The sequence below is a fragment of the Morganella morganii H1r genome, from assembly GCF_000633515.1.
GTDB lineage: Bacteria > Pseudomonadota > Gammaproteobacteria > Enterobacterales > Enterobacteriaceae > Morganella > Morganella morganii_B.
In genome coordinates, this window is record NZ_AYMP01000036.1 from 1 (window position 1) to 25,090 (window position 25,090).

Sequence of the window (25,090 nt, forward strand, 5' to 3'; positions counted from 1 at the left end):
AGGCTGCGTATATTACGTTTTCAGCCCCTTCGAGTCAAGCGTTGTTTTTCAACTTTTCGCTTTTTCTCTTTCTGCCGGAACCGCGTGTTATCGCGTTGTTCCGTGTCAGTGGTGGCGCATTATAGGGAGCTTTTCGTTTTGCACAACCTTTTTTTTGAATTTTCTTATTAACTGTCTGTCTTTTGAGCATCATGTCGTATTTTCCGGCAATTATGCCCGAAAGTTGCATTGCCTCCGGTAAACTCTCTCATTAAGATCGCCAAAATACATTTATATTCTGAGGTAATTATTGTGAATAAACTCCGTCCCTATCTGACATTAACCCCTTCTGTCGGTAAAAATGTCATGATCGATGATTCTTCCGTCATTATCGGTGATGTGCGTCTGGCTGACGATGTCGGTATCTGGCCGCTGGTCGTTGCCCGGGGAGATGTCAATTACATTCAGGTTGGTCAGCGTACCAATATTCAGGACGGCTCCGTATTACATGTCACTCACCAGACAGCGGATAATCCGGCCGGTCACCCGCTGATTATCGGCGAGGATGTTACTGTCGGTCATAAAGTAATGCTGCACGGCTGCACTATCGGTAACCGTGTTCTGGTCGGTATGGGTTCAATTCTGCTGGACGGTGTGGTGGTAGAGGATGATGTAATTATCGGCGCCGGCAGTCTGGTTTCTCCCGGTAAACGTCTGGAAAGCGGCTACCTGTATCTCGGCAGCCCTGCCAAAGCCGTCCGTCCGCTGAAACCGGAAGAATATGAAGGGCTGAAATATTCAGCCAATAACTATGTTATGTGGAAAAATAATTATCTGTCACAGGGCAACCGGTAAGGCGGTTCGTCCGCCTCACCTTTTTCAATATATTCGGCAAACTCTTCCTCCAGATCCCAGCGGTTCCGGCGGAAGAGTGACAGTATATCCTCTCCTGGATCCGTTCCGTAACGGGATTGCAGGTATTGTGCGGAAACGCGGCAATCCGATAAAAAGCCGTTAATCATCACCGGAAAGACAATACACTCCCGGTCATCGTCCCGTGATTCACGATCCGGAAACTGAATAGACTGGTTCATGATGTCATCTTCTGTTTGAGTTTTGTCAGTACCGGTGCAATATCCGGCAATACGCCATGCCATAACCTGAATGCAAAAGCCGCCTGACCTGCCAGCATACCCAGCCCGTCAGCATACCGGGTTACACCGTTATCTGCGGCAAGTTGCAGAAAAGGTGTCAGACCGGTACGGTAAAACATATCGTAACAGGCAACAGACGGATTCAGTAATGACAGCGGGATCTGCGGAACCGCGCCGTCCACCCCGGATGATGTGGCATTGATTATCAGTGAAAATCCGGTTGTTCCGGTTTCACTGACCGGCATTACACTGACTTTGCCGTGACCGGCAAACCGCTCAGCCAGAGACTGTGCCTTGCTGAATGTCCGGTTGGTAACGGTAACAGCGCAACCTGCCTGCAACAGAGACAACAATGCGCCGCGGGCCGCGCCGCCTGCACCAATCAGCAGAATACTGTCGCCGGGACGGATAAACATCAGTCGCTGCAAATCAATCACCAGCCCTTCGCCGTCGGTATTATCCCCTGCCAGCCGTTTATCTTCTGTCAGATACAGGGTATTTACCGCACCGCAGAGCTGTGCCCGCTCACTAAGCTCATCCGCCAGCGCATGCGCCTGCTCTTTAAAAGGCAGTGTGACATTCGCTCCCAGCCCGCCCTCAGCAAAAAATGCAGAGACACTGTCGCGAAAGCTGTCGAGCGGAGAGAGGATCCGCTCATAACTCAGTTCAATACCAAACTGCCCGGCAAATTCCTGATGAATAAAAGGTGACTGACTGTGTGCAATCGGATGGCCAAAAACGGCAAATTTTTTCATTCCGGGTCCTTTTGGTGTTCTGTCAGCCCTGGCGGTATAACTGCCCTGTCAGTGCATCACGGATCTCAGACGGATTTTTCCGCCCGCCGACCAGCCCGTCAACCACCGGGATCCCCCCGTTAAACTGCGCATTGACTTCATCAGTTGTCCGGCACGGCTCCAGCCCGCTCAGGTTCGCACTGGTGGAGACCACCGGTTTACCGTATGCCAGACATAATGCTTTGACCACCGGATGATCTGTCACGCGGACAGCCAGTGAGTCAAAACGGCCGGTCAGCCATTTTGGTGTGGCGGGTTTTGCCGGGATCACCCAGGTCACCGGGCCCGGCCAGGAGGCAAACATCGCTTCACGCTGCTCATCTGTCAGCCGTGAATCATCAATATAAGGTTTTACCTGATCATAGTTATCTGCGATCAGAATCAGCCCTTTTTCCCACGGACGCTGTTTCAGATCCAGCAGCGCCATCACGGCCTGCTCACTGTCCGGATCACAACCCAGGCCAAAAACGGCTTCTGTCGGATATGCGATAACTTCGTGGTTATTCAGTGCTTTTATGATTGTGTCGAAATTTGCTGTGGTGTGATTATGATTCATCATTATTCTCATTCTGTTCTTTTTGTCGTTTTGCGCAGGCTTTACTCGCACAACTTAATCTTACGCCTGTTGATGTCCTTTTTTCCACCAGCAGCGGATAACCGCAACACTGACACTCACCGGCAACCGGTTTGCTGTTCAGTGAAAACTGGCAGGCCGGATAGCGGTTACAGGCATAAAAAACTTTACCGAACCGTGACTTACGCTGGAGTAACTTACCATCATGGCACTGCGGACAGGCCACTGTCGTTTCATCCGGTGAATCAATAGATGCAATATATTCACAGTCCGGAAAATTTCCGCAGCCGATAAACATCCCGTAGCGCCCCTGACGCAGTACCAGCGTCCCGCCGCACTGCGGGCACAACTGCCCGTCCAGTACTTTGATGATATGCCCGTCAGTACCGGCTTTCAGCGGACGGATATAATCACATTCCGGGTAAGCAGAACAACCGAAAAAAGGCCCGCGGGCACCATTGCGGATAACCAGCTCCCCGCCGCATTCCGGACAGCATTCTGCCGTTGATTTTGACATGATAATTTTACCTTACGCCGATACCGTTCAGTGATGCAGGCGGATATATCCCCCGCTGACCACGGCTATTTTACCTGATAACTCCAGCTGCAGCAGTTGTGTTGTCACCTCCGTGACAGGCAGCTCACACCGCGCGGCAATGACATCTGCCGGTGTCGGTTCATCATCCACATTAATCAGCACATGTGCAAACGGCAGTTCCTCCTGTACTGGGGTGATAATCACTTCCGGTGCTTCCGGAACCGGCGGCAGCGCCAGCCACTGCATATCCAGCGCGAGATGATCCGTGATATCTCCCGGTGCTGTCGCAATATAGGCGCCCTGCTGCAACAGCCAGTGATTACCCTCATACGCCGGATTACCAAGCACCGCCGGTAACGTAAATACATCCCGCCCCTGCTCCAGCGCGCATTGTGCCGTAATTAATGACCCGCTGCGCCGTCCGGCCTCAATCACAATCAGCAGGCGGCTTAACCCGCTGATTATCCTGTTACGGCGGGGAAAGTTTTTGGCCAGTGGCGGCACATCCGGAAAATATTCAGAGACAAGTGCGCCATTTTCTGTAATCTCCTCTGCCAGAGACCGGTGCTTTGCAGGATAAATATGAGATAACCCGCTGCCGGATACCGCAATTGTCTTTCCGCCTGATGCCAGCGCCGCCTCATGGCAGCATCCGTCCACGCCCGCAGCCAGGCCGCTGGTGATGACCAGATTGTGCTGCACAAGATGCCGGGCAAAACAGCCCGCCCACTTTTCGCCATAATGGGTAACAGCACGGCTGCCCACCATACTGACCTGCGGGACAGATAACGCCTCACACTGCCCTGCCACAAAAAGCACAAGCGGGGGTGAATAGATCTGCTTTAATAAAAACGGATAGTGTGGTGATGACAGGGGCAATATCATGTTACCCGGTGAATCAACCCATAACAGTGCCGTTTTCAGCCTGGATGTATTCACATTCATAAATTGCTGACACTGCACCAGTGTGAGTCCGCACAGATGCAGCTGCCGGCAGATCTCACCGTTTTTCTGTGTGCAGGTCTCTGTCAGTATAGTGGCAGCACTGACAGCATGATGAGCACTTAACCGCCTGATACACGCCAGACGTAACCAAATTTCCCTTTCATCCATTGCACCATCCTGACTGAGCCCGTGATAAAAATGCGGTGTCCGCTGCGGGCAATACTGTCAATCAGGCTGATAACTGTCTAGAATAGACATTAATTTCCATCCATTTTTTAGATAGAACACGAAAAAATCTATGGCGTTATTAACTGTATTACATTATCCCGACGAGCGGCTTCGCAAGATTGCAAAGCCGGTTGAAAAAGTCGATGCCGGCATTCAGAAGATTGTCGATGATATGTTCGAAACCATGTACGACGAAGAAGGTATTGGTCTGGCAGCCACTCAGGTTGATATCCACCAGCGCATTATCGTGATTGATGTGTCAGAAGAGCGGAATGAACGCCTGGTGCTGATCAACCCGGAACTGCTGGAAAAATCCGGAGAAGCCGGAATCGAAGAAGGTTGTTTATCGATTCCTGAGCAGCGGGCATTTGTGCCGCGTGCTGAGTACGTTAAAATCCGGGCGCTGGACTATAACGGCGAGCCTTTCGAGCTGGAAACCGGTGATCTGCTGGCAATTTGTATCCAGCATGAAATGGATCACCTGGAAGGCAAATTATTTGTCGATTACCTTTCCGCTATGAAACGCCAGCGCATCCGTCAGAAAGTCGAAAAACTGGACAGACTCAGAGCCCGGTCTTAATACCCGCAGTCTTTATCTGCCACAGACCGCAGCAGCGCACGGGCACTGTTATCGTTTGTGGCATTATTATTTTTACAGGAAAGCAACGTGTCAGATTCATTACGTATTATCTTTGCAGGAACGCCTGATTTTGCCGCACGCCACCTCGGTGCACTGATTCAGTCAGAGCACAGTGTCGTTGGCGTCTTAACCATGCCGGATCGCCCTGCCGGCCGCGGGAAAAAAATCACCGCAGGCCCGGTAAAAGAACTGGCACAACAGCACGATATTCCTGTTTTCCAGCCATCCACACTGCGCAAAGAAGAAAATCACCAGTGGATACGTGACCAGCAGGCGGACATTATGATTGTCGTGGCCTACGGGATGATTTTACCGCAGGCGGTACTGGATATTCCGCGCCTGGGATGTTTGAATGTTCACGGTTCCCTGTTACCGGCATGGCGTGGTGCTGCACCTATCCAGCGCGCGTTGTGGGCCGGTGATGCCAAAACCGGCGTGACCATCATGCAGATGGATGCCGGTCTGGATACCGGTGATATGCTGTATAAAGCTGAGTGTGATATCACATCAGAAGATACCAGTGCATCCCTGTATGAAAAACTCGCCGGTATCGGCCCGCAGGCACTGTTACATACACTGTCTCTGGTCTGTCAGAATGCGCTCCGCCCTGAAAAACAGGACGACTCTCTGGTCACCTACGCAGAAAAACTGAGCAAAGAAGAAGCCCGGCTGGACTGGTCTCTTTCTGCCGCACAGTTAGACCGCTGTATCCGTGCCTTCAACCCGTGGCCAATCAGCTACATGGTGATTGATGAGCAGCCGGTGAAAGTCTGGCAGGCCAATGCGATTGCGGAAGAGACTTCTGCAGCGCCGGGAACGGTTATCCGTGCGGATAAAAACGGCATTCAGGTTGCTACTGCAGAAGGGATCCTGAATATCACACAGTTACAGCCTGCCGGGAAAAAGCCGATGTCAGCCGCTGATATTCTGAATTCCCGCAAAGAATGGTTTACCCCGGGGAATTCACTGTAATTTTGTTTCATAACCGGCATTCCCTGCGTGGTATGCCGGTCACCCTTTCTCTTTATCGCTTGCCGGCATACCGGAATCACAATGAAAAACAGTTATAACCTACGCAGCATTGCTGCCCGTATCATCAGCCAGGTCCTGGATCAGGGACAGTCACTCAGCGTACTTCTGCCTGAATATCAGCGGGATATCAGCCCGAAAGATAAAGCATTGCTGCAGGAATTATGTTTTGGTGTGATGCGGGTACTGCCGGAGCTCGAATGGTACAGCCGGCAACTGATGGCAAAACCGCTGACCGGTAAGCAGCGGGTACTGCATTATCTGATTCTGGTCGGTTTTTATCAGCTCCGTTATACACGGATCCCGGCACACGCCGCACTCTCCGAAACGGTTGACGGTGCTGTTGCACTGAAAAAGCCGCAGCTGAAAGGGCTGATTAACGGGGTGCTGCGTCAGTTCCAGCGTCAGGAGCAGGTGCTGTCCGAACGTTTTGCCAATAATGAAAGCCGCTGGCTGCATCCGAAATGGCTGCTGTCACGGATTCAGGCGGCATATCCTGAAAACTGGGAAGCCGTTATTACGGCAAATAATGAAAAACCGCCGATGTGGCTGCGGGTTAACCGTAACCATCACACCGCTCAGGAATACCAGGCGCTGCTGGCAGAAAAGGATATTGAAGCCTTTTATAATCCGGCATATCCCGATGCACTGCGTCTGGCAGCGCCCTGCCCGGTCACTGATCTGCCGGGGTTTGCGGATGGCTGGGTCACCGTGCAGGACAGTTCTGCGCAGGGCTGTGCATTACTGCTTGATCCGCAGAATGATGAGACTATTTTAGACTTGTGCGCGGCACCCGGCGGGAAAACCACCCATATTCTGGAGATAGCACCCCGCGCTCATGTCATGGCTGTTGATGTGGATAAACAGCGTTTAACCCGGGTTAATGAGAATTTACAACGGCTTAAACAAAACGCGGTGGTGAAAACCGGTGACGGCCGTTATCCGGAACAGTGGGCAGAATCACAGACATTCGATCGCATTTTACTGGATGCACCTTGTTCCGCAACCGGCGTTATCCGCCGTCATCCGGATATCAAATGGCTGCGCCGTGATAATGACATCAATGAGCTGGCTGCTCTGCAACGGGAAATTCTGGACGCTGTCTGGCCTTATCTCAAGCCCGGCGGCACACTGGTCTATGCAACCTGCTCGGTATTACCGGAAGAAAATATTCATCAGATAAATAATTTTATCTCTTCGCACCATGATGCTGTATTAACCGATACACCGGCAACAGGCTACCAGATGCTGCCGGATGCGCAGAGCGGAGACGGATTTTTTTACGCTAAACTGGTTAAACAGGCACTTCCTGCCTGATAAACAACCCGGACGATCATTTATATGAAAATTATTATTCTCGGTGCCGGTCAGGTCGGCGGCACACTGGCAGAAAACTTAGTGGATGAAAACAACGATATTACTGTTGTGGATACCAACCCGGACAGGCTGCGTCAGTTACAGGATAAATTCGATCTCCGGGTAATAAACGGAGCCGGCTCTCATCCGCGGGTACTGCGGGAAGCCGGTGCGGAAGATGCGGATATGCTCGTCGCAGTGACCAACTCCGATGAAACCAATATGATCGCCTGCCAGGTTGCATACACCCTGTTCAATACGCCGAATAAGATCGCCCGTATCCGATCCTCAGAATATGTCCGGGAAGCTGATAAATTATTTTTACCGGAAGCGATCCCGATCGATCACCTGATCGCCCCGGAACAGCTGGTGATCGACAGCATCTATAAACTGATCCAGTATCCCGGCGCCCTTCAGGTTGTGAATTTTGCCGAAGGCCGTGTCAGTATTGTTGCCGTTAAAGCCTATTACGGCGGTTCGCTGGTCGGCAACGCCCTTTCCAGCCTGCGCGAGCATATGCCGCATATTGAAACACGGGTTGTGGCTATCTTCCGTCAGGACAGACCGATTCGTCCGCAGGGTTCAACCATTATTGAAGCCGGTGATGAAGTGTTCTTTGTTGCCGCATCTGAGCATATCCGTGCGGTAATGAGTGAATTACAGCGGCTGGAAAAACCGTATAAACGGATCATGATTGTCGGCGGCGGGAACGTCGGTGCCGGTCTGGCACTGAGTATCGAGAAAGACTATAACGTCAAACTGATCGAGCACAACGCCAACCGGGCAACCGATCTCGCAGAGCTGCTGCATGACACCATTGTTTTTTACGGAGATGCATCCGACCAGGAATTATTAGCAGAAGAACATATTGAGCAGGTTGATGTCTTTATTGCCCTGACCAACGATGACGAAGCCAATATTATGTCCGCGATGCTTGCCAAGCGTATGGGGGCCAAAAAAGCCATGGTGCTTATCCAGCGCAGTGCCTATGTGGATCTGGTTCAGGGCGGTGTGATTGATATCGCTATCTCCCCGCAACAGGCCACCATCTCTGCATTACTCGGTCATGTACGCAAAGCAGATATTGTCAGTGTGTCCTCGCTGCGCCGTGGTGTTGCGGAAGCCATTGAAGCAATTGCACATGGCGATGAAAACACCTCAAAAGTCGTCGGACGCAAAATTGCCGATATTAAGCTGCCGCCGGGTACGATTATTGGCGCGATTGTCAGAGATGAGCAGGTAATTATTGCCAATGACGAGCACAGTATTGAACAGGGAGACCATGTCGTGCTGTTCATTACTGACAAACGCCACGTACCCGAGGTAGAGAAGCTCTTCCAGCCAAGTCCGTTCTTCTTATAAATAAGTGCTTAATATTTTGATAGTAAATACTATTGATTTATACTTGAGAATGACAACTTATTAACATTTTTGGTAAGGAAAAGGGTATGAGCTTCATAAAAGAGTTTCGTGAATTTGCAATGCGCGGCAATGTCGTTGATATGGCTGTCGGTATCATTATCGGTGCGGCATTCGGCAAAATTGTGTCCTCATTAGTTGCTGATGTCATCATGCCACCACTCGGTTTACTGATCGGCGGAATCGACTTCAAGCAATTTGCCGTTGTACTGCGGGAAGCCAGCGGAGATGTGCCTGCTGTTGTACTGAACTATGGTGTATTCCTGCAAACCGTCTTTGATTTCGTTATCGTCGCATTTGCTATCTTCATTGCCATCAAAATGCTGAATAAATTACGCCGCGAACAGGCCGAAGCTCCCGCTGCGCCACCGGCACCATCAGCAGAAGAAACATTACTGACTGAAATCCGTGATTTATTAAAAGAACAAAAGAAATAATAAACTAAAAGGCCAGTAGTAAAAGATTATCTAATCGCTTACTACTGGCCTCCCGGTAACCTGCCTTATTGTGTTTTTCTTTCCGGTTGTAACTCCCTTTACCTTTCTTATTTTTTTCTACTCTCTGCCGGAAAAGCGGATCGGATAACAGTGCTTCGAGGGCGTTATCTTGTATTACGCCGCGCTTGTGAGCATATTTTGTCATAGTAACCTCATTAATTATGCTTACTCTCTTTTTGTGAACAACCACAGGGCTCTGTCGCTCCCTGTTCAAGGATTTCCAGGATAGTGCATTGTGAACTGACATGTGCCGTTCCGCAACAGGCATCACTCAGCATTTTCAGGGAATCCCGCATTCTCTGCATTTCAACTAACTTTATTTCCACATCTTTCAGCCGGTCATCCACAATTTGCTTTGATTCACGGCAGGTATGATGTTCAGGATCAACCCGGATCGATAGCAGTTCGGTGATCGCTTCCAGGGTAAACCCTAATTGTTTTGCATAGCGGATAAAACGCAGCCGGTGCAGATCCTGCTCAGTATACAAACGATAGCCGCCATCCGTCCGGGTCTGATGATCCATCATGCCCTGTTTTTCATAAAAGCGGATCGTGTCCGGTGTCACTTCTGCAAGTTTTGCTAACTGACCAATTCGGTACATCGGCAACCTCCTGACATCATCTGGCCTGAAGCCATCATATCAGAATAGTAAAATGTTGTATGTCATTGACAGGGATATGGGGGTAAGAGGAATAACTTCAAGAGCAGGATTAGCAGAAATAAAAAAACCGGGTAAAAAACCCGGTTTTTTTACGCAGTAACAGATTACTCTGCTGCTGCTTCAGTCTGGGATTCAGCGCGGTCAACAAGCTCAATGTAAGCCATTGGAGCATTGTCACCAGCACGGAAACCACATTTCAGAATGCGGGTGTAACCACCTGCACGCTGAGCGAAACGTGGTCCCAGCTCGTTGAACAGTTTTGCCACGATTTCGTTATCACGAGTACGGGCGAATGCTAAACGACGGTTAGCAACGCTATCCGTTTTAGCCAGGGTAATCAACGGCTCAACAACGCGACGCAGTTCTTTTGCCTTAGGCAAAGTCGTCTTGATAATTTCGTGACGAACTAAAGAACCGGCCATGTTACGAAACATAGCTTGGCGATGGCTGCTGTTGCGGTTCAATTGACGACCACTCATACGATGGCGCATGACCTTATCCTTCTCAGTAAAACCTTAACCTGTGATCTTATTCGTCAGCAATACTTGCCGGCGGCCAATTTTCCAGACGCATGCCCAGAGATAAGCCACGAGATGCCAGAACGTCCTTAATTTCAGTAAGTGATTTCTTACCAAGGTTAGGCGTTTTGAGCAACTCAACTTCTGTACGCTGTACCAGATCACCGATGTAGTGGATTGCTTCTGCCTTGAGACAGTTAGCAGAGCGGACAGTCAATTCGAGATCGTCTACTGGGCGCAGTAAAATCGGATCGAATTCTGGTTTTTCTTCTTTCACTTCCGGCTGACGAACATCACGTAAGTCAACGAAAGCTTCCAGTTGTTCGGCCAGAATGGTTGCCGCACGACGAATTGATTCTTCTGGATCAATCGTGCCGTTGGTTTCCATTTCGATAACCAATTTATCCAAATCGGTACGCTGCTCAACACGTGCTGCTTCAACATTGTAAGCAATACGCTCAACTGGGCTGTAGCACGCGTCTACTAACAGACGACCGATTGGGCGCTCATCTTCTTCCGAATGAATTCGGGCAGAAGCCGGAACATAACCACGACCACGCTGAACTTTGATGCGCATATTAATAGATGCGCCTTCGTCAGTGAGATGGCAAATTACATGCTCCGGCTTGACGATTTCAACATCACCGTCATGGATGATGTCGGCTGCAGTCACAGGGCCAATGCCAGATTTATTCAGAGTTAAGATGACTTCATCTTTCCCCTGAAGTTTTACCGCCAGCCCTTTCAGGTTGAGCAGAATTTCCAGGATATCTTCCTGTACACCTTCTTTAGTGCTGTACTCATGGAGTACACCATCAATCTCAACCTCAGTTACCGCACAACCCGGCATAGACGAAAGCAGAATACGGCGCAGTGCGTTACCCAGAGTATGGCCAAAGCCACGCTCTAATGGTTCAAGGGTCACCTTGGCGTGCGTCGAACTGATTTGCTCGATATCAACCAGGCGCGGTTTAAGAAACTCTGTCACAGAACCCTGCATTGTGTCCTCTCTTTGGTGCTAAGCCTTACTTAGAGTAAAGCTCGACGATCAGGTGCTCGTTAATATCAGCAGAAAGGTCAGTACGCTCAGGAATACGTTTGAACACACCTTCCATTTTCGCAGCATCAACTTCCAACCAAGTTGGTTTTTCACGCTGCTCAGCCAGCTCTAAAGCAGCCTTAATACGAGACTGTTTTTTCGCTTTTTCACGAATGCTGATTACGTCGTTAGGGGAAACCTGATAAGAAGCAATGTTTACAACACGGCCATTTACCATGACAGCTTTGTGGCTGACGATCTGACGTGCTTCTGCGCGGGTTGCGCCAAAGCCCATACGATAAATAACGTTGTCTAAACGACCTTCCAGCAGAGACAGCAGGTTTTCACCGGTGTTGCCTTTCAGGCGGGTTGCTTCTTTATAGTAGTTACGGAACTGACGTTCCAGTACGCCGTACATACGACGAACTTTTTGTTTTTCACGTAACTGAACACCATAATCAGACAGACGCGGTTTACGGGCGCCGTGCTGGCCTGGTGCTTGATCTAATTTACACTTGGTGTCAATCGCGCGAACACCAGACTTCAGGAAGAGGTCTGTTCCTTCGCGACGGCTCAGCTTGAGCTTCGGACCCAAATATCTAGCCATTTTCTTTCTCCAACTATCCTAAAAAACGTGAGGGCGATTAAACGCGACGTTTTTTCGGAGGACGACAACCGTTATGAGGGATCGGAGTCACATCAGTAATGTTAGTGATGCGGAAACCAGCCGCGTTTAATGCGCGAACGGTTGACTCACGGCCAGGACCAGGTCCTTTAACCATAACTTCCAGATTCTTAATACCGTACTCTTTCACAGCCTCTGCGCAACGTTCTGCTGCAACCTGTGCTGCGAATGGAGTTGATTTACGAGAACCACGGAAACCGGAACCACCGGCAGTTGCCCAACCTAATGCGTTACCCTGACGGTCAGTGATGGTAACGATTGTGTTGTTGAAAGAAGCATGGATATGAGCCACACCGTCAGAGACTTGTTTTCTTACACGCTTACGTGCACGAACAGGTGCTTTTGCCATTATAAGATTCCCCGATTATTTCTTGATCGGCTTACGCGGACCCTTACGGGTACGTGCGTTAGTCTTCGTACGCTGACCGCGTACCGGAAGACCACGACGATGGCGTAAACCACGATAGCAACCAATGTCCATAAGACGTTTGATGCTGAGGGTCACTTCACGGCGCAGGTCACCTTCTACAACGTATTTAGCAACTTCGTCACGCAGTTGGTCGATTTGCTCTTCAGACAGCTCACTGATCTTAACATCTTCAGCAATACCCGTTGCTTTACAGATAGCCTGTGAACGGGTTAAGCCGATGCCGAAAATTGCAGTTAATGCAATAACAGCATGTTTATGATCAGGAATGTTAATGCCTGCTATACGGGCCACTATGCACTCCTAAAAATTTTGGGGTAATACTGATCTGAAAAGCCCGTTTTCAGGATACTCAAACAGTAGAACCACGTTTATAAAAAGATTGGCTGGCTAATTTAGCCAGCTCAATCCAACTTTGCAAGAAAAATATGCTTTTTATTAGCCTTGGCGCTGTTTATGCTTAGGCTCAGCACTGCAAATCACGCGCACGACACCGTGACGCTTAACGATTTTGCAGTTACGGCATAATTTCTTGACGGAAGCACGAACTTTCATTTTTACTCTCCGTAACTTCTAAAGCAAACCGAATTAACGGTTATAACCTTTGAGGTTTGCTTTTTTCAATGCAGACTCGTACTGACTTGACATCATCAGAGTTTGCACTTGAGCCATAAAGTCCATGATGACCACAACCACGATTAAGAGGGAAGTACCACCAAAGTAGAAAGGTACTTTCATTGCGTCACGCATGAACTCCGGGATTAGGCAGATAAAGGTAATGTATAACGCGCCAACTAAAGTTAAACGGGTCATTACTTTATCGATGTACTTGGCCGTTTGCTCTCCCGGACGAATTCCTGGTACAAATGCACCGGACTTCTTCAGGTTATCTGCTGTTTCTCTTGGATTAAATACCAGTGCGGTATAGAAGAAACAGAAGAATATGATTGCAGAGGCATAAAGTAACACATAGAGCGGCTGGCCTGGCTGCAGATACATAGAAATTGTCGTCAGCCAATCCCAACCAGTACCATCACCGAACCAAGATGCAATTGTACCAGGGAACAGGATAATACTGGAAGCGAAAATCGCAGGAATTACACCCGCCATATTCACTTTCAACGGTAAGTGTGTACTTTGTGCCGCGTAAACACGGCGGCCTTGCTGACGTTTGGCATAGTTAACGACGATACGACGCTGACCACGCTCCATAAAGACAACAAAGCAAGTAACCGCAAATACCAAGACTGCAACCAATAGCAACAGGAGGAAGTGCAGTTCGCCTTGACGAGCTTGCTCGATGGTATGACCAATTGCTGACGGAAGACCCGCAACAATACCGGCGAAGATAATGATCGAAATACCGTTACCGATACCGCGTTCAGTAATCTGCTCACCCAGCCACATCAGGAACATAGTCCCTGTCACCAAACTCACAACAGCCGTGAAGTAGAATGCAAAGCCGGGGTTAATAACCAGACCCTGCATACCAGGCATATTCGGTAAGCCCATCGCGATACCAACGGATTGGAATATACCGAGGACTAACGTACTATACCGGGTGTACTGGCTAATCTTACGACGACCAGCTTCCCCTTCTTTCTTAATCTCCGCCAGGCGCGGATTCACCACGCTCAGCAACTGGATAATAATCGATGCCGAAATGTACGGCATGATACCCAGCGCAAAGATTGAAGCACGACTCAACGCACCACCAGAGAACATGTTAAACATCTCAATGATGGTGCCTTGTTGTTGCTCGAGCAATTTCGCAAGAACAGTGGCATCAATACCAGGGATAGGAATGAAAGAGCCAATACGGAAAACAATCAGTGCGCCGAGCACAAACAGTAAACGACGCTTTAACTCACCTATTCCGCCTTTAGCACTTTGGAAATCTGTACCTGGTTGCTTTGCCATCTGTTACTTATTCCTCGATTTTACCGCCAGCAGCTTCGATAACAGCACGAGCGCCTTTAGTAACACGCAGGCCGCGTACAGTAACTGCACGAGTCAGTTCACCAGACAGGAACACTTTCGCGTACTCAATCTGTGGACCAATAACGTTTGCGGCTTTCAATACATTAAGATCGATAACATCGCCTTCGATCAGCTGCAGATCAGATAAACGGATCTCAGCAGTGACCATCGCTTTACGTGAAGTAAAGCCGAATTTTGGCAGACGACGATATAAAGGCATCTGGCCACCTTCAAACCCACGACGTACGCCACCGCCAGAACGAGAGCTCTGACCTTTGTGACCACGACCTGCAGTTTTACCGAGACCGGAACCAATACCACGACCTACACGTTTCGGTGCGTGTTTAGCACCTGCTGCCGGAGACAGAGTATTTAATTGCATCTGTTACTCCTCAACTTTAACCATATAGGAAATACGATTAACCATACCACGAACCGCTGGTGTATCTTCGCGTTCTACAGTGTGGCCAATATGACGCAGACCTAAACCGACCAGAGTTGCCTTATGTTTTGGCAGACGGCCGATTGAGCTGCGGGTTTGTGTAATTTTAATTGTCTTAGCCATGGTCCATTACCCCAGAATTTCTTCGACGGATTTACCACGCTTAGCTGCAACCATTTCCGGAGACTTCATGCTGTCTAAAGCATCCAGTGTTGCACGAACAACGTTAATTGGGTTCGTGGAACCATAAGTTTTAGCCAGGACGTTACGAACACCGGCAACTTCAAGAACAGCACGCATTGCACCACCGGCGATAATACCGGTACCTTCGTGAGCAGGCTGCATAAACACGCGGGAACCGGTGTGTGTGCCTTTCACTGGGTGGAATAATGTGCCGTTGTTAAGTGCAACGGTTTTCATGTTGCGACGGGCTTTTTCCATCGCTTTCTGGATTGCTGCCGGAACTTCGCGTGCTTTACCGTAACCAAAACCAACGCGGCCATTGCCATCACCCACTACAGTCAGTGCGGTGAAGCTAAAGATACGACCACCTTTAACGGTTTTAGATACGCGGTTTACCGCGATCAGCTTTTCCTGCAGTTCGCCAGCCTGTTTTTCGATGTGTGCCATCTTACACCTCTACCTTAGAACTGTAGGCCAGCTTCACGGGCAGCATCTGCCAGTGCCTGGACTCGACCATGATATTGGAAACCTGAACGGTCAAAGGATACTGCTTTGATTCCTTTTTCCAGTGCGCGCTCAGCAATAGCTTTACCTACTGCAACTGCGGCATCTTTGTTTCCGGTGTATTTAACTTGTTCGCTGATAGCTTTTTCAACAGTAGAAGCGGCCACCAACGTTTCAGAACCGTTTGGTGCAATAACCTGCGCATAGATATGGCGAGGGGTACGATGTACCACCAGGCGGGTTGCACCCAGTTCCATAAGCTTGCGGCGTGCGCGGGTCGCACGACGGATACGAGCTGCTTTCTTATCCATAGTGTTACCTTACTTCTTCTTAGCCTCTTTAATACGCACGACTTCGTCGGCGTAGCGAATACCTTTACCTTTGTAAGGTTCAGGGCGACGATAGGCGCGTAAGTCTGCTGCGATCTGACCAATAACCTGCTTATCAGCACCTTTCAGTACGATTTCAGTTTGGGTCGGACATTCAGCAGTAACGCCAGCCGGCAGTTTGTGCTCTACCGGGTGAGAGAAACCTACAGACAGGTTTACCACATCACCTTTAACGGCTGCACGATAACCAACACCTACCAGTTGCAGCTTCTTAGAGAAGCCTTCGGTAACACCAACAACCATAGCGTTAACCAATGCACGAGTTGTACCAGCCTGTGCCCATGCGTCGGTAAAACCGTCACGCGGACCAAAGGTTAACTGGTTGTCTGCATGTTTAACTTCTACAGCGTTGTGGATATTACGGCTCAGCTCGCCGTTTTTACCCTTAATCGAAATAACCTGACCGTTGAGTTTTACCTCTACGCCGGCAGGAATGACGACGGGTGCTTTTGCCACACGAGACATTCTTTCCTCCCGAATTATGCTACGTAGCAGAGAATCTCGCCACCAAGACCAGCCTGGCGAGCTGCACGATCAGTCATTACACCTTTAGATGTAGAAACAACTGCGATACCCAGACCTGCCATAACTTGTGGCAGTTCGTCTTTGCGCTTATAAATACGCAGACTTGGGCGGCTTACGCGCTGGATACTTTCTACAACAGCCTTACCCTGGAAATACTTAAGCGTCAGTTCCAGTTCCGGCTTGATGTCGCCTTCGATTTTAAAATCTTCAATATAACCTTCTTCCTTCAGCACGTTGGCAATCGCCACTTTCAGCTTGGAGGAAGGCATGGTGACCGCAACTTTGTTCGCGGCCTGACCGTTACGGATACGGGTCAGCATATCCGCGATGGGATCTTGCATGCTCATCTGTCTTTACTCCCGTGATTCAATATGGTGACAATTACCAGCTAGCTTTCTTAAGGCCCGGGATTTCACCGCGCATAGCGGCTTCACGGACTTTAATACGGCTTAAGCCAAACTTCCGCAGAAAACCGTGTGGACGCCCGGTTTGGCGGCAACGGTTACGCTGACGGGAAGGACTGGAATCACGTGGCAGAGATTGAAGCTTCAGAACAGCATCCCAACGATCGTCATCTGATGCGTTGACATCGGAGATGGTAGCTTTCAGTTCTGCGCGTTTTGCGAAGAATTTCTCAGCTAATTTTGCACGTTTTACATCACGTGCTTTCATAGATTTCTTAGCCATGAATACCCTGCCTTACTTGCGAAACGGGAAGTTAAACGCTGATAACAGTGCGCGACCTTCATCATCAGATTTCGCGGTGGTAGTGATAGTAATATCAAGACCACGAACACGATCCACTTTATCGTAATCGATTTCAGGGAAGATGATTTGTTCACGTACGCCCATGCTGTAGTTACCGCGACCATCGAAAGACTTAGCGGACAAGCCACGGAAGTCACGAATACGTGGTACAGCAATAGAAATCAGTCGCTCAAAGAACTCCCACATGCGTTCGCCACGCAGAGTTACTTTACAGCCGATTGGATAGCCCTGGCGGATTTTGAAGCCTGCAACAGATTTGCGTGCTTTGGTGATCAATGGTTTCTGACCAGAGATTGCTGCTAAGTCAGCTGCTGCGTTATCCAGCAGTTTTTTATCAGCAATTGCTTCACCAACACCCATATTCAGGGTGATCTTCTCGACCCGAGGGACTTGCATGACAGAATTGTAGTTAAACTGAGTCATCAGTTGTTTAACTACTTCGTCTTTGTAGTAATCATGCAGTTTCGCCATCGTATACTCCAAAAATTACTTGATAGTTTCGCTGTTAGATTTGAAGAAACGGACTTTTTTGCCGTCTTCGAATCTAAAACCTACACGGTCAGCCTTGCCGGTTGCCGCATTGAAGATTGCAACGTTAGAAACCTGAATTGCAGCTTCTTTTTCAACGATGCCACCTGGTTGGTTCAGGGCCGGAACCGGCTTCTGATGTTTCTTAACCAGATTGATACCTTCAACGATAACTTTACCAGAAGAAAGAACCTGTTTTACTTTACCGCGCTTACCTTTATCTTTGCCGGTCAGCACGATAATTTCGTCATCACGACGGATTTTCGCTGCCATAGTTCCGCTCCTTAGAGTACTTCAGGTGCCAGTGAGATAATTTTCATAAACTTCTCGTTACGAAGTTCACGAGTTACCGGCCCAAAAATACGCGTACCGATAACCTGCTCGCTGTTATTGTTTAACAATACACAAGCGTTGCTATCGAAGCGAATGACAGAACCGTCAGGGCGACGTACACCCTTCTTGGTGCGCACCACTACTGCCTTCAGAACATCACCTTTTTTTACTTTACCGCGCGGAATTGCTTCCTTGATGGTAATTTTGATAATGTCGCCTACAGCTGCGTAGCGACGGTGCGAGCCACCTAGAACCTTGATACACATTACGCGACGTGCACCGGAGTTATCGGCCACGTTCAGCATAGTCTGTTCTTGGATCATTTTAGTGCTCCGCTAAATGTCAACTACTACTGAGCCACTCTTACTAAAAAGAGAGGCCGTCCAAATACCCATATTACGAGGGCGCGGCATTATAACACCACATCTTCGTTATGGACAGAAAAAAATAAACGGCCCTAAAGCCGAGCCGTTTATTCTATATCAGAAAGCAGTGCTGTTACAGTACCGCTTTCTCTACGACGCGAACCAGGGTCCAGGACTTAGTCTTAGACAGTGGACGGGTTTCGCGGATTTCTACCACGTCACCGATACCACATTCATTGTTCTCGTCATGTACGTGCAGTTTAGTCGTACGACGGATGAACTTACCATACAGAGGGTGTTTCACCATACGCTCGATAGTCACAACGATGGATTTCTCCATTTTGTCACTAACAACACGACCTTGCAGAGTACGGATTTTATCGGTCATTACGCACCCGCCTTCTCAGTCAATAAAGTCTTAACACGTGCAATATTACGACGCACTTGTTTTAACAGATGAGACTGTTGTAACTGGCCGCTTGCCGCTTGCATACGCAGGTTAAATTGTTCGCGCAGCAGGTTCAGCAGCTCAGTGTTCAGCTCTTCAACGCTTTTTTCGCGCAGCTCTTTCGCTTTCATTACATCACCGTCTTAGTTACAAAGGTGGTTTTGATAGGCAGTTTAGCTGCTGCCAGCTTGAATGCTTCACGAGCAAGCTCTTCCGATACGCCGTCCATTTCATACAGGACTTTACCCGGCTGGATTAAGGCAACCCAATACTCCACGTTACCTTTACCTTTACCCATACGCACTTCAAGAGGCTTTTCAGTGATAGGTTTGTCCGGGAACACACGGATCCAGATTTTACCCTGACGCTTAACTGCACGGGTCATAGCACGACGTGCTGCTTCGATCTGACGTGCGGTCAGACGACCACGGCCAACAGCTTTCAGACCATAAGTGCCGAAGCTCACATCCGCGCCTGCTGCCAGACCGCGGTTACGGCCTTTATGCACTTTACGGAATTTTGTACGCTTTGGTTGTAACATTCAGCGACTCTCCTTTACTTACGGCCTTTACGCTGCTGTTTTTTAGGTTGAGCAGCCGGTTTTTCCGCCTGTTCAACTGCAGCCATGCCACCCAGAATCTCACCTTTGAAGATCCACACTTTAACACCGATAACACCATAAGTAGTCTGAGCTTCAGAGGTGTTGTAATCGATGTCTGCACGCAGGGTATGCAGAGGCACACGGCCTTCGCGATACCACTCAGTACGTGCGATTTCAGCACCGCCTAAACGGCCGCTGACTTCGACTTTGATACCTTTAGCGCCTAAACGCATAGCATTCTGTACCGCACGCTTCATAGCACGACGGAACATAACACGACGTTCCAGCTGTGAAGTGATGCTGTCAGCAACTAATTTTGCGTCCAGTTCAGGTTTACGTACTTCGGCAATATTGATCTGCGCAGGAACGCCAGCGATATCTGAAACGCTTTTGCGCAGTTTTTCAACGTCTTCACCTTTCTTACCGATCACGATGCCAGGACGCGCAGTGTGAATAGTCACACGGATGCTCTTAGCAGGACGCTCGATAACGATGCGTGAAACTGACGCTTTTTCCAGTTCTTTAGTTAAGTACTTACGTACTTTAAAGTCGCTGTCCAGGTTGTCAGCGAATTCTTTGGTGTTCGCAAACCAGGTAGAGTTCCAAGGTTTAACAATACCCAGGCGAATACCATTTGGATTTACTTTCTGACCCATTGCTAGTCTCCAGGTATCAGCGATCGGACACAACCACAGTGATGTGGCTGGTGCGCTTAAGAATACGATCTGCACGACCTTTGGCACGAGGCATGATGCGCTTCATGGTTGGGCCGTCGTCAACGAAAATTTTCGCTACTTTCAGATCATCGATGTCAGCGCCATCGTTGTGTTCTGCGTTAGCAATAGCAGACTCCAGGACTTTCTTCACTAAACCAGCAGCTTTCTTGTTGGTAAAGGTTAAAATTTCCAGAGCTTGCGACACTTTCTTACCGCGGATCAGGTCAGCCACCAGGCGAACCTTCTGAGCAGAAGAACGAGCGTGGCGATGCATAGCAATAGTTTCCATCTCTTCCTCCTACCTTATTTCTTTTTGGCTTTTTTATCAGCCGCATGGCCGCGATAAGTACGGGTCGGCGCGAATTCACCCAGTTTGTGACCAACCATTTCGTCGGTAACGTAAACCGGAACATGCTGACGACCATTATGGACAGCGATGGTCAAACCGATCATGTTAGGAAAGATCGTTGAACGACGGGACCAAGTCTTAACAGGCTTTTTGTCACCGCTTTCCACCGCTTTCTCTACCTTCTTCAGCAAGTGCAGGTCAATAAAAGGACCTTTCTTGAGAGAACGTGGCATGGCTTATCCTCTAATTATTTCTTAGTACGACGATGAACGATGAAGTGTTCAGTGCGTTTGTTTTTACGAGTCTTCTTACCTTTGGTCTGAACGCCCCAAGGTGTTACAGGGTGTTTACCAAAGTTACGACCTTCACCACCACCATGTGGATGGTCTACCGGGTTCATCGCAGTACCGCGAACGGTAGGGCGAATACCACGCCAGCGGCTTGCACCGGCTTTACCCAGAACGCGCAGCATGTGTTCAGCGTTACCCACTTCACCTAAAGTCGCGCGACAGTCTGAAGGAACTTTACGCATTTCACCGGAACGCAGACGAATAGTGACATAAGCACCATCGCGCGCAACGATCTGAACGTAAGTACCGGCAGAACGTGCCAGCTGGCCGCCTTTACCTGGTTTCATTTCTACGTTATGAACAGTAGAACCAACCGGGATGTTGCGCATTGGCAGAGCGTTACCCGCTTTGATTGCAGCATCAACACCAGACTGGATTTGATCACCAGCTTTCAGGCCTTTAGGCGCCAGGATGTAACGGCGTTCACCGTCTTTGTATAATACCAGAGCAATATTTGCTGAACGGTTTGGATCATATTCCAGACGTTCTACAACAGCCGGGATACCGTCTTTGTTACGTTTAAAGTCAACAATACGGTAATTTTGCTTGTGACCACCACCAATATGACGGGTAGTGATACGGCCATTGTTGTTACGACCACCAGACTTGTTGTTTTTCTCAAGCAGTGGTGCGTAAGGTTTGCCCTTGTGAAGCTCAGGGTTAACCACTTTAACGACGTGGCGACGGCCCGGAGACGTAGGTTTACATTTAACAATTGCCATTGTTCTTTACTCCTCCGACTTACTCAGCGCCGCCGACGAAGTCCAGATTCTGGCCTTCCTGCAGGGTGACGTAAGCTTTTTTCCAGTCGCTACGACGACCGAAACGCTGACCGTGGCGCTTCACTTTGCCTTTAACCAGCAGAGTGTTAACACCTTCAACTTTGACTTCGAACAGTTTTTCAACTGCAGCTTTGATTTCAGCTTTAGTCGCGTCTTTAGCAACTTTGAGCACGATGGTATTTGTTTTTTCCATCGCGGTAGACGCTTTTTCAGATACATGCGGCGCGCGCAGTACTTTCAGCAGACGTTCTTCACGGATCATGCCAGCATCTCCTCAACTTGCTTAACTGCTTCAGCAGTCATCACTACTTTACCGAACGCGATCAGACTGACCGGATCGATTGCAGTGACATCACGCACATCAACCTTGTACAGGTTGCGAGCTGCTAAGAACAGGTTCTCATCAACTTCGTGAGTGACGATCATCACGTCTTCCAGAGCCATATCTTTCAATTTCTGTACCAGCAGCTTGGTTTTAGGTGCTTCTACAGCAAATTTTTCGACAATGATCAGACGATCCTGACGTACCAGTTCGGACAGGATGCTTTTCAGCGCGCCGCGGTACATCTTTTTGTTAACTTTTTGACTGTGGTCCTGTGGTTTCGCTGCGAAAGTGATACCACCAGAGCGCCAGATTGGGCTCTTAACTGAACCAGAGCGGGCACGACCAGTACCTTTTTGGCGCCATGGTTTTTTACCAGACCCAGTAACTTCAGCACGAGTTTTCTGAGCACGTGTACCTTGACGAGCACCAGCTGCATACGCAACAACTACTTGATGGACAAGCGCTTCATTGAAATCACGCCCGAAGGTAGTTTCGGAAACAGTCAGCGCGCTTTGCGCGTCTTTCATTACCAATTCCATTCCTATCTCCTCGACGTTAAGCCTTGACAGCTGGTTTAACAATCAGGTTGCTACCGGTTGCACCCGGGACAGCACCTTTTACCAGCAGCAGGTTACGCTCAGCGTCAACGCGAACGACATCCAGGCTCTGAACGGTTACACGTTCGTTACCCAGCTGACCTGCCATTTTCTTGCCTTTAAATACCTTACCCGGAGTCTGGTTCTGACCGATAGAACCCGGAACACGGTGAGACAAGGAGTTACCGTGAGTAGCATCCTGAGTACGGAAGTTCCAGCGCTTTACAGTACCGGCGAAGCCCTTACCTTTAGATGTACCAGTAACGTCAACTTTCTTAACGTCAGCGAAAATTTCAACACTGATGTTCTGGCCAACAGTGAACTCTTCACCTTCTGACAGGCGAAATTCACGTAACAGGCGACCAGCTTCAACACCAGCTTTTGCGAAATGTCCTGCTTCAGGTTTGTTCACGCGGTTAGCTTTTTTGCTGCCAGTGGTAACCTGAATAGCACGATAACCGTCCGTTTCGTCAGATTTAACCTGAGTAACGCGGTTATTTTCGATTTCGATAACAGTAACAGGGATTGACACACCTTCTTCAGTGAAGATGCGGGTCATACCCACTTTTTTACCGACTAAACCAATCATTGTTTCAACCTCTCAATCAATTGATACCTGATTAACCCAGGCTGATCTGCACGTCAACGCCGGCAGCCAGATCCAGACGCATCAGAGCATCAACGGTTTTTTCAGTTGGCTCAACGATGTCAACCAGACGTTTGTGAGTGCGAATTTCGTACTGATCGCGCGCATCTTTGTTGACGTGCGGAGAGATCAGAACGGTAAAACGCTCTTTACGGGTCGGCAGCGGGATAGGACCACGAACTTGCGCACCAGTGCGCTTAGCAGTCTCTACGATTTCCGCAGTTGATTGATCGATCAGACGATGATCAAAAGCTTTAAGGCGGATACGGATTCTTTGGTTCTGCATGAGACCAGAGCTCCAACTATTTTATAAACGTAAAAAATTACTCCTCGCACCCATTTCGATTGACGGGGGAGTGTAATCGTTCTCGATGTAATCCCCATATCGGGGATATTTTCATGAACAGCGAAAAAGCAGACTGTCCAATGCTGGTATCAACCAGGCTTGCACAATTGGCAAGCCCGCGCATTATACGTGAATGAGCCCTGAAAGCAAGCCGCAAACCGGGATTTGTGCAAATTATCTCCGGCGCCATGACAAAAAATCAGAAAAGAAAAAACCGCCGCGGGTTTCCCTGTCGGCGGTTCTGCACATTGCTTACTTCAGTGATTATTTCTCTGTTCTTTATTCTGTGTCTGCGTCCGCCATCTGAGCCTGCTGATAATTTTGCAGGCCCACACGGGCTATCAGATCCAGCTGGGTTTCCAGCCAGTCGATGTGAGATTCCTCTTCCGCCAGAATTTTTATCATTAAATCACGGCTGACATAATCATGTTTGGAATCGGCATAGGCAATGGCTTCGCGTAAATCTTTGGCGCCGTCCAGTTCCAGCTGAAGGTCAGACTTCAGCATTTCTTCCACATCTTCGCCGATATGAAGTTTGCCGAGATCCTGAAGGTTCGGGATCCCTTCCAGAAATAAGATACGCTCAATGTATTCATCCGCGTGTTTCATCTCATCAATGGATTCTTCATATTCTTTGTTGTTGAGTTTAATCAGACCCCAGTTTTTGAACATACGGGCATGCAGAAAATACTGGTTAATGGCAACCAGTTCATTTCCCAGCAATTTGTTCAGATGCGAGATCATTTTTTTATCGCCTTTCATGTACCCTCCTTTGTTTCCTGTCTGTTCAGTATAGACACAGGAAATAATTCACGGAGTGATTACAGTGACAAAATAGCGATACAGTTCAAAATTCCGGCGGGTTTCAGAGAGAAGATTCAGGCGACGCGGTCAACCGGGACAGACATATGCTCTTCTGCAATAACGGCTTTGGCGTGGCGGATACATTTGCCGCATTCAGTGCCGACAGGGATAATTTTACGCAGTTCACCGATGGAATGAACCTTATTCTGACGCACGGCATTCCGGATGGCTTTATCACTGATGGCATTACACAAACATACGTACATATCATTCCTCCTGACTGCGGTAAAGAGTAAATGATAATCAGTATTATTACAATTGCGATTATGTAAATTTTGTCAGCCGCTGCCGGAAGAGAGACATAAAAAAAGAGAGCCGCAGCTCTCTTTTTAATAATCAGCGGGGAATTAACCCATTACTTTCGCTACAACACCCGCGCCAACGGTACGGCCGCCTTCACGGATTGCGAAACGCAGACCATCGTCCATCGCGATTGGGTGGATCAGGGTGACGATCATTTTGATGTTGTCGCCCGGCATTACCATTTCAACGCCTTCCGGCAGTTCGATCATACCTGTTACGTCTGTGGTACGGAAGTAGAACTGTGGACGGTAGCCTTTGAAGAA

General features: G+C 48.9%; 43 protein-coding genes and 1 pseudogene. 6 read left to right on the forward strand and 38 right to left on the reverse strand.

The genetic code is table 11. The features are described from left to right. Positions 1-288: 288 nt before the first annotated feature. On the forward strand, positions 289-834 hold the full coding sequence (locus tag U868_RS0118860; RefSeq protein ID WP_025154651.1) for a gamma carbonic anhydrase family protein: 546 nt from the start codon (positions 289-291) through the stop codon (positions 832-834). Here U868_RS0118860 and U868_RS0118865 read toward each other — a convergent pair. The 5 genes from U868_RS0118865 to dprA are packed head-to-tail and all read right to left on the reverse strand — an operon-like array spanning position 810 to position 4,152. After that, positions 810-1,073 carry a DUF1488 domain-containing protein gene (locus U868_RS0118865; RefSeq protein WP_025154652.1) on the reverse strand — a complete coding sequence of 88 codons (264 nt, stop codon included), beginning with the start codon at positions 1,071-1,073 and terminating at the stop codon, positions 810-812. The two genes, U868_RS0118860 and U868_RS0118865, sit on opposite strands and share 25 nt — an antisense overlap. Beyond that, complete coding sequence (aroE, locus tag U868_RS0118870; protein WP_025154653.1) at positions 1,070-1,888, reverse strand: shikimate dehydrogenase; 819 nt, start codon at positions 1,886-1,888, stop codon at positions 1,070-1,072. The genes U868_RS0118865 and aroE overlap by 4 nt, the downstream gene beginning before the upstream one ends. Positions 1,889-1,910: 22 nt before the next feature. Next, positions 1,911-2,483 carry an L-threonylcarbamoyladenylate synthase type 1 TsaC gene (gene tsaC / locus U868_RS0118875; RefSeq protein WP_025154654.1) on the reverse strand — a complete coding sequence of 191 codons (573 nt, stop codon included), beginning with the start codon at positions 2,481-2,483 and terminating at the stop codon, positions 1,911-1,913. Then, positions 2,473-3,018 carry a DNA topoisomerase family protein gene (locus tag U868_RS0118880; RefSeq protein WP_025154655.1) on the reverse strand — a complete coding sequence of 182 codons (546 nt, stop codon included), beginning with the start codon at positions 3,016-3,018 and terminating at the stop codon, positions 2,473-2,475. The genes tsaC and U868_RS0118880 overlap by 11 nt, the downstream gene beginning before the upstream one ends. A gap of 27 nt (positions 3,019-3,045) precedes the next feature. After that, the gene (dprA, locus tag U868_RS0118885) at positions 3,046-4,152 is read right to left on the reverse strand and encodes a DNA-processing protein DprA (protein WP_025154656.1); all 1,107 of its coding nucleotides are present in this window, start codon (positions 4,150-4,152) and stop codon (positions 3,046-3,048) included. Between the two features lie 130 nt (positions 4,153-4,282). On the opposite strand from dprA, the gene def reads away from it, so the two are divergent. From def to mscL, 5 genes are all read left to right on the forward strand, one after another. Further along, a complete protein-coding gene (gene def, locus U868_RS0118890) occupies positions 4,283-4,792 on the forward strand; it encodes a peptide deformylase (RefSeq protein ID WP_025154657.1) in 510 nt (169 codons plus the stop codon). 87 nt (positions 4,793-4,879) lie between these two features. Beyond that, entirely contained in the window at positions 4,880-5,824 is a 945-nt protein-coding gene (gene fmt / locus U868_RS0118900) for a methionyl-tRNA formyltransferase (protein ID WP_025154658.1), read from the forward strand. Between the two features lie 81 nt (positions 5,825-5,905). Then, complete coding sequence (gene rsmB, locus U868_RS0118905) at positions 5,906-7,198, forward strand: 16S rRNA (cytosine(967)-C(5))-methyltransferase RsmB (RefSeq protein ID WP_025154659.1); 1,293 nt, start codon at positions 5,906-5,908, stop codon at positions 7,196-7,198. Positions 7,199-7,222: 24 nt separating this feature from the next. Continuing rightward, on the forward strand, positions 7,223-8,599 hold the full coding sequence (gene trkA / locus U868_RS0118910) for a Trk system potassium transporter TrkA (protein ID WP_025154660.1): 1,377 nt from the start codon (positions 7,223-7,225) through the stop codon (positions 8,597-8,599). 86 nt (positions 8,600-8,685) lie between these two features. Next, positions 8,686-9,093, forward strand: coding sequence for a large-conductance mechanosensitive channel protein MscL (gene mscL, locus U868_RS0118915; protein ID WP_025154661.1), 408 nt, complete (start codon positions 8,686-8,688; stop codon positions 9,091-9,093). Between the two features lie 4 nt (positions 9,094-9,097). Here mscL and U868_RS0118920 read toward each other — a convergent pair whose 3' ends face one another. The 33 genes and pseudogenes from U868_RS0118920 to tuf form a co-directional block, all read right to left on the reverse strand. Further along, positions 9,098-9,298: an alternative ribosome-rescue factor A gene (locus U868_RS0118920; RefSeq protein ID WP_025154662.1), complete on the reverse strand. Its 201-nt coding sequence runs from the start codon at positions 9,296-9,298 to the stop codon at positions 9,098-9,100. Between the two features lie 10 nt (positions 9,299-9,308). Further along, positions 9,309-9,755, reverse strand: a complete 447-nt coding sequence (zntR, locus tag U868_RS0118925; protein ID WP_025154663.1) for a Zn(2+)-responsive transcriptional regulator — start codon at positions 9,753-9,755, stop codon at positions 9,309-9,311. A gap of 164 nt (positions 9,756-9,919) precedes the next feature. After that, a complete protein-coding gene (rplQ, locus tag U868_RS0118930; protein ID WP_015422330.1) occupies positions 9,920-10,306 on the reverse strand; it encodes a 50S ribosomal protein L17 in 387 nt (128 codons plus the stop codon). Positions 10,307-10,343: 37 nt separating this feature from the next. Further along, entirely contained in the window at positions 10,344-11,333 is a 990-nt protein-coding gene (locus tag U868_RS0118935; protein WP_004238609.1) for a DNA-directed RNA polymerase subunit alpha, read from the reverse strand. 25 nt (positions 11,334-11,358) lie between these two features. Continuing rightward, entirely contained in the window at positions 11,359-11,979 is a 621-nt protein-coding gene (gene rpsD / locus U868_RS0118940) for a 30S ribosomal protein S4 (protein ID WP_015422331.1), read from the reverse strand. Between the two features lie 37 nt (positions 11,980-12,016). Continuing rightward, entirely contained in the window at positions 12,017-12,406 is a 390-nt protein-coding gene (gene rpsK / locus U868_RS0118945) for a 30S ribosomal protein S11 (RefSeq protein ID WP_003863312.1), read from the reverse strand. Between the two features lie 15 nt (positions 12,407-12,421). Further along, positions 12,422-12,778 carry a 30S ribosomal protein S13 gene (gene rpsM, locus U868_RS0118950; RefSeq protein WP_004242250.1) on the reverse strand — a complete coding sequence of 119 codons (357 nt, stop codon included), beginning with the start codon at positions 12,776-12,778 and terminating at the stop codon, positions 12,422-12,424. Between the two features lie 144 nt (positions 12,779-12,922). Continuing rightward, the gene (gene rpmJ / locus U868_RS24740; RefSeq protein ID WP_015422332.1) at positions 12,923-13,039 is read right to left on the reverse strand and encodes a 50S ribosomal protein L36; all 117 of its coding nucleotides are present in this window, start codon (positions 13,037-13,039) and stop codon (positions 12,923-12,925) included. A gap of 33 nt (positions 13,040-13,072) precedes the next feature. Then, a complete protein-coding gene (secY, locus tag U868_RS0118955) occupies positions 13,073-14,404 on the reverse strand; it encodes a preprotein translocase subunit SecY (RefSeq protein ID WP_025154664.1) in 1,332 nt (443 codons plus the stop codon). A gap of 7 nt (positions 14,405-14,411) precedes the next feature. Then, positions 14,412-14,846 carry a 50S ribosomal protein L15 gene (rplO, locus tag U868_RS0118960; RefSeq protein WP_004242249.1) on the reverse strand — a complete coding sequence of 145 codons (435 nt, stop codon included), beginning with the start codon at positions 14,844-14,846 and terminating at the stop codon, positions 14,412-14,414. A 3-nt stretch (positions 14,847-14,849) separates the two neighbouring features. Continuing rightward, positions 14,850-15,029, reverse strand: coding sequence for a 50S ribosomal protein L30 (gene rpmD, locus U868_RS24745; RefSeq protein WP_004238614.1), 180 nt, complete (start codon positions 15,027-15,029; stop codon positions 14,850-14,852). A 6-nt stretch (positions 15,030-15,035) separates the two neighbouring features. After that, complete coding sequence (rpsE, locus tag U868_RS0118965; protein WP_004238615.1) at positions 15,036-15,536, reverse strand: 30S ribosomal protein S5; 501 nt, start codon at positions 15,534-15,536, stop codon at positions 15,036-15,038. Positions 15,537-15,550: 14 nt separating this feature from the next. Next, positions 15,551-15,904 carry a 50S ribosomal protein L18 gene (gene rplR, locus U868_RS0118970; protein WP_025154665.1) on the reverse strand — a complete coding sequence of 118 codons (354 nt, stop codon included), beginning with the start codon at positions 15,902-15,904 and terminating at the stop codon, positions 15,551-15,553. A gap of 9 nt (positions 15,905-15,913) precedes the next feature. Next, on the reverse strand, positions 15,914-16,447 hold the full coding sequence (gene rplF, locus U868_RS0118975; RefSeq protein WP_025154666.1) for a 50S ribosomal protein L6: 534 nt from the start codon (positions 16,445-16,447) through the stop codon (positions 15,914-15,916). Between the two features lie 14 nt (positions 16,448-16,461). Continuing rightward, positions 16,462-16,854 (reverse strand): 30S ribosomal protein S8, encoded by a 393-nt coding sequence (rpsH, locus tag U868_RS0118980; RefSeq protein WP_004242248.1) that lies wholly within the window; start codon positions 16,852-16,854, stop codon positions 16,462-16,464. 34 nt (positions 16,855-16,888) lie between these two features. Continuing rightward, positions 16,889-17,194, reverse strand: a complete 306-nt coding sequence (gene rpsN, locus U868_RS0118985) for a 30S ribosomal protein S14 (RefSeq protein ID WP_004238619.1) — start codon at positions 17,192-17,194, stop codon at positions 16,889-16,891. A 12-nt stretch (positions 17,195-17,206) separates the two neighbouring features. Continuing rightward, entirely contained in the window at positions 17,207-17,746 is a 540-nt protein-coding gene (gene rplE, locus U868_RS0118990; protein WP_004238621.1) for a 50S ribosomal protein L5, read from the reverse strand. 15 nt (positions 17,747-17,761) lie between these two features. Beyond that, on the reverse strand, positions 17,762-18,076 hold the full coding sequence (gene rplX, locus U868_RS0118995; protein WP_004238623.1) for a 50S ribosomal protein L24: 315 nt from the start codon (positions 18,074-18,076) through the stop codon (positions 17,762-17,764). 11 nt (positions 18,077-18,087) lie between these two features. Beyond that, positions 18,088-18,459 carry a 50S ribosomal protein L14 gene (gene rplN, locus U868_RS0119000; RefSeq protein WP_015422333.1) on the reverse strand — a complete coding sequence of 124 codons (372 nt, stop codon included), beginning with the start codon at positions 18,457-18,459 and terminating at the stop codon, positions 18,088-18,090. A gap of 175 nt (positions 18,460-18,634) precedes the next feature. After that, the gene (gene rpsQ / locus U868_RS0119005; RefSeq protein WP_015422334.1) at positions 18,635-18,889 is read right to left on the reverse strand and encodes a 30S ribosomal protein S17; all 255 of its coding nucleotides are present in this window, start codon (positions 18,887-18,889) and stop codon (positions 18,635-18,637) included. Beyond that, positions 18,889-19,080, reverse strand: a complete 192-nt coding sequence (rpmC, locus tag U868_RS0119010) for a 50S ribosomal protein L29 (RefSeq protein WP_004238624.1) — start codon at positions 19,078-19,080, stop codon at positions 18,889-18,891. The genes rpsQ and rpmC overlap by 1 nt, the downstream gene beginning before the upstream one ends. Further along, the gene (gene rplP / locus U868_RS0119015; protein ID WP_004238625.1) at positions 19,080-19,490 is read right to left on the reverse strand and encodes a 50S ribosomal protein L16; all 411 of its coding nucleotides are present in this window, start codon (positions 19,488-19,490) and stop codon (positions 19,080-19,082) included. Before rplP ends, rpmC begins: the two co-directional genes overlap by 1 nt. A gap of 14 nt (positions 19,491-19,504) precedes the next feature. Then, complete coding sequence (rpsC, locus tag U868_RS0119020; RefSeq protein WP_004238626.1) at positions 19,505-20,206, reverse strand: 30S ribosomal protein S3; 702 nt, start codon at positions 20,204-20,206, stop codon at positions 19,505-19,507. 16 nt (positions 20,207-20,222) lie between these two features. Further along, positions 20,223-20,555: a 50S ribosomal protein L22 gene (gene rplV, locus U868_RS0119025; RefSeq protein ID WP_004238627.1), complete on the reverse strand. Its 333-nt coding sequence runs from the start codon at positions 20,553-20,555 to the stop codon at positions 20,223-20,225. 14 nt (positions 20,556-20,569) lie between these two features. Continuing rightward, on the reverse strand, positions 20,570-20,848 hold the full coding sequence (gene rpsS, locus U868_RS0119030; protein WP_015422335.1) for a 30S ribosomal protein S19: 279 nt from the start codon (positions 20,846-20,848) through the stop codon (positions 20,570-20,572). 14 nt (positions 20,849-20,862) lie between these two features. Then, on the reverse strand, positions 20,863-21,687 hold the full coding sequence (rplB, locus tag U868_RS0119035) for a 50S ribosomal protein L2 (RefSeq protein ID WP_004238630.1): 825 nt from the start codon (positions 21,685-21,687) through the stop codon (positions 20,863-20,865). A gap of 19 nt (positions 21,688-21,706) precedes the next feature. Next, on the reverse strand, positions 21,707-22,009 hold the full coding sequence (gene rplW / locus U868_RS0119040) for a 50S ribosomal protein L23 (RefSeq protein WP_004238631.1): 303 nt from the start codon (positions 22,007-22,009) through the stop codon (positions 21,707-21,709). Further along, positions 22,006-22,611 carry a 50S ribosomal protein L4 gene (rplD, locus tag U868_RS0119045; RefSeq protein ID WP_024474937.1) on the reverse strand — a complete coding sequence of 202 codons (606 nt, stop codon included), beginning with the start codon at positions 22,609-22,611 and terminating at the stop codon, positions 22,006-22,008. Before rplD ends, rplW begins: the two co-directional genes overlap by 4 nt. Positions 22,612-22,627: 16 nt before the next feature. After that, the gene (rplC, locus tag U868_RS0119050) at positions 22,628-23,257 is read right to left on the reverse strand and encodes a 50S ribosomal protein L3 (protein ID WP_004238634.1); all 630 of its coding nucleotides are present in this window, start codon (positions 23,255-23,257) and stop codon (positions 22,628-22,630) included. A gap of 31 nt (positions 23,258-23,288) precedes the next feature. Further along, complete coding sequence (gene rpsJ, locus U868_RS0119055; RefSeq protein ID WP_001181005.1) at positions 23,289-23,600, reverse strand: 30S ribosomal protein S10; 312 nt, start codon at positions 23,598-23,600, stop codon at positions 23,289-23,291. 339 nt (positions 23,601-23,939) lie between these two features. After that, positions 23,940-24,422: a bacterioferritin gene (bfr, locus tag U868_RS0119065; protein WP_004238635.1), complete on the reverse strand. Its 483-nt coding sequence runs from the start codon at positions 24,420-24,422 to the stop codon at positions 23,940-23,942. A gap of 116 nt (positions 24,423-24,538) precedes the next feature. After that, the gene (bfd, locus tag U868_RS0119070) at positions 24,539-24,730 is read right to left on the reverse strand and encodes a bacterioferritin-associated ferredoxin (protein ID WP_004238636.1); all 192 of its coding nucleotides are present in this window, start codon (positions 24,728-24,730) and stop codon (positions 24,539-24,541) included. A gap of 141 nt (positions 24,731-24,871) precedes the next feature. Continuing rightward, positions 24,872-25,090 (reverse strand): annotated as a pseudogene (tuf, locus tag U868_RS0119075) (elongation factor Tu); the annotation flags it as partial.